The organism is Marinobacter sp. (genome assembly GCF_052091845.1).
Classification (GTDB): Bacteria; Pseudomonadota; Gammaproteobacteria; order Pseudomonadales; family Oleiphilaceae; genus Marinobacter.
The window spans coordinates 71,660-81,399 of the sequence record NZ_JBQDCO010000012.1 but is presented as its reverse complement, the minus strand read 5'-3'; the positions used below and the strand labels follow the sequence as shown (position 1 = coordinate 81,399).

General features: G+C 53.0%; 6 protein-coding genes. All 6 read left to right on the top strand.

Annotated features, from left to right (window positions below):
• Positions 1-117 precede the first annotated feature (117 nt).
• A complete protein-coding gene (gene ercA, locus ACTHYN_RS06050; RefSeq protein WP_441811572.1) occupies positions 118-1,281 on the top strand; it encodes an alcohol dehydrogenase-like regulatory protein ErcA in 1,164 nt (387 codons plus the stop codon).
• Entirely contained in the window at positions 1,265-3,016 is a 1,752-nt protein-coding gene (locus ACTHYN_RS06045) for a NahK/ErcS family hybrid sensor histidine kinase/response regulator (protein WP_441811571.1), read from the top strand. Before ercA ends, ACTHYN_RS06045 begins: the two co-directional genes overlap by 17 nt.
• 252 nt (positions 3,017-3,268) lie before the next feature.
• Positions 3,269-7,000, top strand: coding sequence for an ATP-binding protein (locus ACTHYN_RS06040; RefSeq protein WP_441811570.1), 3,732 nt, complete (start codon positions 3,269-3,271; stop codon positions 6,998-7,000).
• Positions 6,993-7,628, top strand: a complete 636-nt coding sequence (locus ACTHYN_RS06035; RefSeq protein WP_441811569.1) for a condensin complex protein MksE — start codon at positions 6,993-6,995, stop codon at positions 7,626-7,628. Before ACTHYN_RS06040 ends, ACTHYN_RS06035 begins: the two co-directional genes overlap by 8 nt.
• Positions 7,628-8,872: a hypothetical protein gene (locus tag ACTHYN_RS06030; protein ID WP_441811568.1), complete on the top strand. Its 1,245-nt coding sequence runs from the start codon at positions 7,628-7,630 to the stop codon at positions 8,870-8,872. Before ACTHYN_RS06035 ends, ACTHYN_RS06030 begins: the two co-directional genes overlap by 1 nt.
• Entirely contained in the window at positions 8,862-9,383 is a 522-nt protein-coding gene (locus ACTHYN_RS06025) for a DUF7281 domain-containing protein (RefSeq protein WP_441811567.1), read from the top strand. Before ACTHYN_RS06030 ends, ACTHYN_RS06025 begins: the two co-directional genes overlap by 11 nt.
• The last annotated feature ends 357 nt before the right edge of the window (positions 9,384-9,740 follow it).

The window sequence follows — 9,740 nt, the reverse complement described above, 5'->3', positions numbered from 1 at the left end:
TGGAGATGATGAATCAGAGCTTAGGCACCTGTCCAAAATTTGGGGTCCACTTCACAGAGCACTTGAGTTAAGCTCTCAGGTATTCCAATAAAAAAGCGTAATGTTGAGCGTATTCTCATGAGCCATGACATATCTGTACTGAGAAAGTTTGTGTCGCCAGAGATCGTGTTCGGCGCCGGAGCTCGTAAATCAGTCGCAAACTTTGCGAACAACCTTGGAGCAAAGCATATATTTCTGGTGTCAGACCCTGGTGTCTCTGAGGTAGGTTGGGTTAGTGAAATCGTTGACTTATTGACGGCCTCAAGTTTACGCGTCACGATTTTTACCGGTGTATCTGCCAACCCCCGTGTCGACGAAGTAATGGCTGGTGCAGAGCTTTATAAGTCTTCCGAGTGCGATGTGATTGTTGCCATCGGCGGTGGCAGCCCAATGGATTGTGCAAAAGGTATTGGCATTATTGCCAGTAATGGCCGTCATATTCTCGACTTTGAAGGCGTGGACACGATCATTAATCCGCCACCACCGTTAATACTGATCCCAACAACGGCTGGCACCTCGGCTGATGTGTCTCAATTTGCCATTATTTCTGATCCGAATCGCCGGTTTAAATTCTCCATCATAAGCAAAGCCGTTGTGCCGGATGTGTCACTGATTGATCCGGAAGTAACTGAAACCATGAGCGCCTATCTCACAGCTTGCACAGGTGTGGACGCACTTGTGCATGCAGTTGAGGCGTTTGTGTCCACGGGTAGCGGGCCATTGACCGACACCCATGCACTCGAAGCTATTCGGTTGATCAATCGTAACCTTGAGCCATTGGTAGACAATACCGCTGATCCGTTTCTTCGGGAACAGATTATGCTGGCCTCCATGCAGGCGGGGTTGGCCTTCTCTAACGCTATTTTGGGCGCTGTTCATGCAATGGCCCACAGCCTGGGCGGGTTTCTGGATTTACCTCACGGCCTTTGTAACGCGCTGCTTCTGGAGCATGTGGTGGCCTACAACTTCCGCTCTGCGGAGACTCGGTTTCAGAAGGTTGCGGAAGCGATGGATATTGATACCCGAGGAATGAGCAAGCCTGAAATACAGAAGCGCCTTATGGCCCGCATCGTTCAACTGAAACGAAAAGTCGGGTTGGAAGACAATCTGGCAAATCTGGGTGTGAGTATGTCTGATATACCCTCTTTATCCGGATTTGCGCTTCAAGACCCTTGTATTCTCACCAATCCCCGCAAGTCATCGCTGAGGGACGTTCAGGTTGTATATGAAGAGGCCCTCTGACGAGCAGGTCAATGACTACGGCATTGGCGATTTGCTGGGTTTTGGTAGCCACTCAGTCAGAAAGAATTATTACCCGGCGCTTCAAGACCGCATAGAAGAGCTTGAGCAGGAACGAAACCGCTATAAATGGTTATTTGAGAACGCTTTACATGGTGTCTTTCAGGGTAACTTAAGGGCCGGTTTTCTGGCTTGTAATCCCGCCATGGCCAACATTTGTGGCTACGCCAGCTCAGAGGAGCTTAAGCAGCGGGTGATTCGCCTGCGGGAACAGCTATTTTGCAGTGCCAGCGAATTTGACGATCTTCGCCAGGAATTGCTTGATCGCGGCAGCCTGAGTGCCCGGGAGGCTCGCTTAAGGCGGGCAGACTCAACGCCGGTTCATGTGGCAATCACGCTCTTGCGGCGACCGGATCTGGGGCCAGAGGTGGTAGAGGCTTTTGTAGCGGATATTACCGAGAGAGTTCAGGCTCGTGAAAAACTCGTACAACTGAACGCCGATCTTGAGCGCAGGGTTGATGAGCGCACTGCAGCTTTGCAACAAGCTAACTCTGGCTTGCATTATCAGATTGAAGAGCGTGAAAAAGCCGAACGAGGGCTGGTAGTTGCTGTACAGGCCGCCCAAGATGCGAACCGCAGTAAAGATAAATACCTGGCTGCAGCGAGCCACGACCTGCTGCAGCCGATGAACGCGGCCCGTCTTATGATATCAGCGCTTCAGGAGAGCCGGCTACCGGATGAGGAGAGCCGTATGGTTCAGCAGGTTCACCGTGCATTGGAGGGGGCTGAAGATCTGCTGGCAGACCTATTGGATATCTCAAAACTGGATCAGAAAGCCATGGTGCCAGATTGGACAATCACCGATGCGGCTGCTTTGGTGAGAGGGCTTGGTGAGGAATTCAAGGCGATTGCTGGGAATGCCAGGCTCGACTTCCGTATTCGAACTATACCCGCCATGATAAAAACCGATCAGCGAATGCTGGTTAGAATTATAAGAAATCTGCTTAGCAATGCCTTTCGCTATACCTCTGAGGGTCGTATCTTGTTGGCTTTAAGGGCAAGGCGCAACGCGTTGCGTATTGAGGTATGGGATACAGGAGTTGGCATTGAAACGAGTAAGCTGGATGAAATTTTCACCGAGTTTCATCAACTTTTGCCCCAGGGAACCGGGGGCAGACAGGGTGCCGGATTGGGTCTGGCCATTGTTGAGCGCATGGTGCGGGTTTTGGGGTGCAAGATGGATGTAGTTTCACGCCCTGGCCGTGGGTCGCGGTTTGCGCTGTTGTTGCCGATGGATATAAGCAACGAACAGTACACGCTTAAACCCAGCGTTGATGTCGTGCAAAGTTTTGCGCATGGGTTTGCAGGCGCAAACATAATGGTTATTGATAACGAGTTGTCGGTCCTGGAAAGTATGCAATCCTTGCTTGAACGCTGGGATTGCCTGGTTGTCCCTGCCTCAAGCGAGGAAGCGGCTCTTGCATACCTAGAGCAGGCAGAGGAACTGCCTATGGCCATATTGGCGGATTATCATCTGGACTATGGCAAGACCGGGTCTGATGCAATTCATGCTATTCGTGCGATGTGTGGGTGCAGCATACCCGCAGCCCTGATTACCGCGGATCACAGCTCGGAAATGCGACAAATGATGCGAGCCCAAGGACTGCCTGTTCTGAATAAGCCAGTTAAACCGAACCGCCTGCGCGCTTTACTGTCTAGTTTGCTGGCATCAGACTGAGAGCGTTATCTGGCATTCCCCTTCAATATCGATAATGTGCTTGGTAAATTCTTCGCGAGCCGCCAAGTATTCCGCAGGGGTTGCTCTCATTCAGGAATTCAATGCCTTCAGCTTGATGATTTGAAACACTAACGCACTTGCCTTGTTCGGGCAGGTGGCTCGAATGGTCGGGTTTTGGGTGGCTTCGCCCAGCCGCTATTCCCTGTATACTGGGCGATTTTCGCAATGATCTGCCAAAACGGGGAAATCAGTTTGTCTGGCGAGACTGTAAACTACGGATTAGAAAGCATTGTCCTGCACCACTCCTTCAAGCAAGTGAAAGGGCGAACCATTAAAATCGATTGCCGTGAACGAACGCACCTGGGCGGTGTGAACGGCGCCGGCAAAACCTCTGTTCTTGCGCTGGTTCCCGCCTTCTTTGGCGAGGAACCGGAACGGATTGTGACCAAAGCGTCGGGCAAGCTGTCCTTCCTGGACTATTACCTGCCCACGTTTCAAAGCCTCGTCATTTTCGAATACCGTCGACACACCGGCCTTCATTGCGCAGTGATGTATCGCCATGCCCAGGGCAAACCCTGCTACCGTTTTGTGGCCGGTTCGGCGGAAGAAACCTTTTTCTCGCCAGAGGTGAAAGCGCTTCTTCAGGCCGGCGCCAGTGCAGACGATGTGTTTGCAGCGTTGCGCAAGCTGGGCGTTACCGTTTCAAAAATGGTTGATACCATCACCAATTACCGGGCCATCATTCAGCGTAATCAAAAACTGCTCAAGCGGTTGCCGGCAGATGCCCGGTCACTGCGGGCACTGGCCGCAGAATTTGGCTTGGGTGATAGCGACACCCAGATGACCAGCATTGAACGGCTCACCCATGTAGTGCTGAACAAGCACCGGTTGTTGAGCAGTTTCAAGACGATGATCTGCGAAACCCAGTTTGAGAACATCCACCAGCACGCCAAGCCCCGGGCCATTGATCGCAAGGATTTAATCGCGGATATACAGAGCCTTTCTGCGTTTGCGGGTGAGGAAGAAAAAATCCGTGAGTGCCTGAAAAAGGATGCCGAGCGCCGGGCGATACTTGAGCAAACCGATAAAACCGTCGCCAACTTGCTGGCAACGGTTGAAGAAGCCCGGGAAAAAGCCGGCGAGCTGAGCCAGCGTAAAGAGCGGCTGGAAGCCCAGAGAACCGAGCAGCGAGCAGAATTTGAGGGTGCAGATCACCAGTTGGCGCGGCAGGTAACCGATCAAAACGCCGATTTTGAAACTTTGGATGGGCAAGTCGCGGCTCTGCACCAACAGAACGAGCAGTATGAAGCCGATAACCTGCCAGGCTTGGCCCAGAGCTTTGATAACCTGGCCGATTACCGCCAGCGCCTGGCGACCGCACAAGCCGATTACGATAGCCTGACCGGTAAGGCGTCTGCCATTGAGGGCGAGTACGATCTTGAGAAGCAAAGCATTCAGCGTGAGCACGAGAAACACCAGGCCCAGCGTCAGCAGCGATTGCAAGCGGCCAGCGATGCGCTTACCTCCGCAAAGCACGCCTATGATTTAAAGCTGAACTCGATAAAAACAGACAAAATAACGGCGGTTGCTGAATACAAAGATACCCGGTCTGTGGAGCGGTCGGAGCTAACCAGTGAACAAGCCCGTTTGTCTGCGCTCAGAGAGAGCCCTGGCCAGACGGAAGCGGAGCAGCAAGAGATTGCTATGGCAGAGCAGGCCTCCGAAGAGGCTTCCGAACAAGTCTCCCAGGCTCACGAAAACCGTTTGGAAGCCGGCCGTAAGCGCGACCAGGCAGACCGAGACTGGAAAGCCGCCCAAGAACAAGTCCAATACATGGATGCCAGCGTGCAAACGCTGGAAGACAGTTTTAACGAATTGCAAAAGCAGATCATCCCGGAAGACGGCACCTGGCTGTCGCAACTGCGCGCGGAAGACCCAGAGTGGGGCAGTTGCCTGGCCAAGGTGGTTAACCCTGCTTTGCTGCATCGAAAGGATCTGACGCCTACCCGTGATTTTGATGCAAGCAGCACTGCGGTTATGGGTTGGCAGCTTGCACTCGATGCCCTGCCAGTACCGGATTTCGCCGCCTCCGAAGAGGCATTGCAGGAGCGCAGCCGAAATATAGATACCGAACGCCAGGCCGCAATTAAACAGCGGGTTGAAACCGAGCGCGAAGCCCAGCGCCGGCACGAAACCTACAAAGAGCGCGCTGAAGCGGCGGGCCGGTTAGAGACAGAGTTTTCGCTGTTTGAGCGCGCCCGCGACAATGCGCAAACCAGGCTTGGCAACGTGCGCCGGCGTGTAAAGGATGCACAGACAGATCGGGCTGAAAAAATCAGCAGGGAGCTCGATGCGGTTCAGACCAGACTTAAAGCCTTTGATGAGCAAACCGGAGAGGGTATTCGAGATATTGAATCCGGCTTTCAGCAGCAGGTGTTTGATATGCGAGGCCACTGGGCGGAGCAGGAATCCGAGCTTCAAACCAGTAAAGATCAGCAAGCTGAGCTGATTGCCTCGGCAGAGCGTGATCACAAAGCACGCCTGAAGCAAAAACGTGAGATCTACGATCAGCGTCTATCTGAAGAGGGCATTGATCCGAAAATGGTTCAGCAGGCGCGGGAAGCCCTGACCAAACTCAAAGAAACCGTTGAAAGGGTCGTCGCGTCTGAGGACCTTGTACGCGGCTACCGAAAGTGGCGCGAACAGGAGTGGAGCAAAGTTGAGGCGCTCACGGAGCAGGCCAACCAGGCCAAAGCGCAACGCGAGGCTGCGGTTCGCAAGCGTGATGCGGCTGAGCGCGACTGGAAGGAGCAAGACGGCAAACTGAAGTCTTCTATTGCCGAGCACCAAAGCGCCATCAAATCTCTACGGGAGCAAACGGAAGCTGCAGACGGCGTGCTCAAACACTTTAATGAGCGAACGCTAACCGACGGGTTTCCGGGCAACCTCGCGGATCTCACCCAGGAACTTCAGGGTGCTTATCAAAAGCTGGAACAGCTGCGCAAAGAAGTGGTGGGCACTTTCGACCAGGCCACATCTATTCTGAACCGGTACGACAACACCCAGATACAGCAGGCCTGGCAAAAGCTGTCTGCCCACCGGCGTGGCCAGATGACCGGCGAGGTGCTGGATTATGAAGAGAACTTCAAGTTGGCCCGGGTTCCGGACTTGCGTGAACTGCTGGATACCGACATTCCCCAGCTGCGGGATGCGCTGATTGATCAGTTTGTCTCGGAAGCCGGCAGCCTGGTGAAGTATTTCGACAGCCTGGAGGTGATGGCCCGTGAGGTGAAGGCTGTCTCCAGTTTGTTGAAACGAAAGATCAACACAGATCAGCAGATCGAAAGCCTCAGTGATATTCAGGTGGTGCTTGAGCCCAGAATTTATGAAGACGAAACCTGGCAGCCTTTGAAGGAATTTGTGGACCAGTGGCAGGCATGGATCCCCATGAACCGTCGTTCATTGCCGAATGATTCGATTTTGAGGCGCTTCAAGCTGGTAACAGACACGCTCAGTGATGCCAAGGTAAAAGAGAGCGTCGAGTCGATGATCGACATGCGCCTGGAAATGAAAGAAAACGACCGGCAAGTGGTGATTCGCACAGACGCAGACTTTCTGTCTGCCAGTTCCACCGGCCTGACGTATCTGGCGATTATGACCGTGTTCATGGGGCTTACACGCTACCTGTGCCCGGATTTGAACACGCGCATTACCTGGCCCATTGATGAGCTGGCCACGCTTAGCCCCAACAACATCTCCCACTTGGCGGATATGTTGGAGGCGAACAACCTGACCATGATCTCCGCATGTCCCAAGCTGGACAGAAGTCTGCGCAAGTTTTTCGAGAACAAGATTTCACTCAAGCAGGGCCGGGTTCATACCTACGAGTCTTCCGGGCACGAAGGAAGGCACACACAGATGTTCGCAAATGTAAGCCATGGCGATCAGCACACAGCCACAGAGGAGGTGCCAAGCCATGAGTAGCCCACTATTCGAGCGCACCGTGACGGCCTTGCTGCAAGAGCGGGTGATCTGTGAAGTCAGCGACGACGAGCTTTACAACTACCTTCTTATGCCGGGCAATCAGGATGCGGTGAATCGCTTTTTGGCACAGATCAACCGAACGCTTCGCCAAACCAGCGCCCACGATGCTTTTGTGTGTGCGTATCTGGATATTTCCGATGCCGACACCAAAGACGCGATTCGTCATCAGTTTCGGGATGTTGCCAACAATCTTGAGGCGTTTGTGCAGTTTTTGCGGCTGGTGATGATGCTGGAGGCAAACGATCGGCCGGTATTACCCGGGGATAAGCTCTCTGAAGGCGCGATACTGGATCGCATTGCAGCGGCCCCGGCGCTGGAATCAAAACTCAGATCACTGGCCGAGAAAAAGGTGTTTCATACCAAGCGTGCCGATTCCGCCGGCCAGATTCGCGCGGTGCTCTCCAGCCTGGAGAAAATGGGTTACCTGAAACCCATTGGCACCAGTGGCAGCCTTTTTCGTGCCACCGGTCGTTGGAGCTGGCTATACGATGCCATGACGTTTATTCAGACCCACGAGGGCATTCAAGTGTCTGAGGATGTGGATTCCGAGCAGATGAGGCTTCACTAATGGCTCGCGCTCAAGATGCCCACGGCACACTTCGCGCCCTGGCCAAATACGGCGAGGCGATTCTGGAAGCGCACCTGCGCAACGGCAACCGCATTCCGGATTCGGATGACAATCTCGGGTTGATTGAAACCCTGGAACACCATCGGCTGGTGTGGCGCATTGGTGAATCGGAAGACCTGCAGCTGAAAAAGGTACTGGTGCAGTTTCTCGATCACATAACAGAATCGGAAAGGCGACGATACGCCAGTGCCCAGGTGCATATTCTGTGGCAGCAGTTAAGCGAGCTGTTTCAGGAGTACAAAGAGGCGAAAAAGCAATCTGCGCTGAGTGACATTGACCGGCTGGAAGGGGAAATAAAAGAGTGTCTTGCGGATGTGATTGAGGACATCCGCAATGCTACAGAGGCATTCGCCACTTACATAAACACCGGTTTCGCCTACATTACGGATTTGAACCTTCGCATTCGGGAAAACGAGCGGGTGATTGAGCGTGCAGGCCGTCTGATCACTTTATTTGAGAGCTTTCGTATACGGGAATTGGCTGAGCAGGCGGGCTCGGATGCCTTCCTGAAGCGCTTGTTGCTGCGCCACTTGCCGGCCACCCTGGAGTCTTCGCAAAAAAACCTTTCCTACGCCCTTAACCAGTTGCGAAAAATGCTGGTACGCATGCGTGAAGACCAACGGCTGAGCCGGCTGGTGGGTGCTTTTGAAACGCACTTCGCTAATAACCGCGGATTTGAGCCGACTATTGATCACCTGGATTTAGACCGGGTTCCCGAGTGCCTCAATATTGTAGCGCCGTTTCAGATACGCGGCTTTGGCGATATCTACGATTCTGCCGACGACCTTGAGCTGATCGAGATTGCCGCAAAAGCCCGAACGGTACCTGTGGAGTTTGAAGAAAATCCTGTGCCGGATGGTGTGGGTGCGGTTAACTTCGATATTGCAGGTGAAACCGAGGCCGAAGAAGACGACCCGGTAGAAGAAGCCATTGAGGAACTAATTCAGCTGGTTGTAGACGGCGCCCTTGGTGAGCGAACCATCCTCGCATCAGAAGCACTTGCCAGTACCGGCCTGGGCATCGACAAAGGCGACTGGCTGCAGGCCATTGTTTCCGAAATTGAATCCTTGCCAGACGGTGATCAGCGTCACATTGAGGTGACTTATCACCAAGCGGCACACCGGGTTTACCCAGATAACGTGACGGTGTCTGACCTGACTCTGAGGCACAACCATGCCGGCTGAAATCGCTGCCATCGAACGCTTGCTGAAGGCAGGTAAATCGAAGGTTCGGCGTAACCGGATATGGGAGCAGATTTGTGCAGAAAACGGTGGTTTAATGCCTTACTGGGCAGATCTGCAGTTGCCAGAATCCTGGCAAGATTCGGTCATTCTATACCGTGGCCACCGGGAAAATGCCCGATCCGTGGCCGAAATCGGCCGTAACCAACCCGCACAAAAACTGGCCTGGTTCTATGATTTCGATCCGGCTGGACAAGCCCTCGCTCTCGACCAAGCCAAAGGCAGCACACTGGTACCCGAAAAATGGCAGGAGTTCGGCTGTCACACCCCGTTTAACCAGCCAAAGACTTACCGCAAGCATTCAGCCGCCCTGAGAAGGCTAAAAGCCCGAGCCAGCGGTGAGTTTCTCGCTATCGCTGAACATATGGAAGACGAAGAACTGGCTCTGATGCAGGAACACATGGTTCTCAGGCGGGTACCTTTAATAACTCTGGCTATAGTGCCTAACTCATAACCTCCCAGTTGGCTATCTAGGCTGGCGGCCACTTTTTGTTTAGGGAGCTGGCGGATTTAGATGTCCAAACCGCTTGGTGATGCTGCCCTGTTTTCTTTATCTCATTCTCACAAGATGAAACCAAGTCGTTAGGGGTAAGCGAGTTAGAGCCTGCATAAGTTCAGGCGTGTAATTCTTGGGGCGTATCCAGCCAATAGGTGTTTTTACTGCGGAGTAAAAAATTTCTTGAATAATCAATGGCTCGCGTGAGTCTGGTGATTTTTTCATAGTTTTACGACAAAATATTGACGATATTTTGAGCATTTTGATGACGGATTTCACATCGATTAACAGTCGTTTTTTGTAGAATTTACGAAA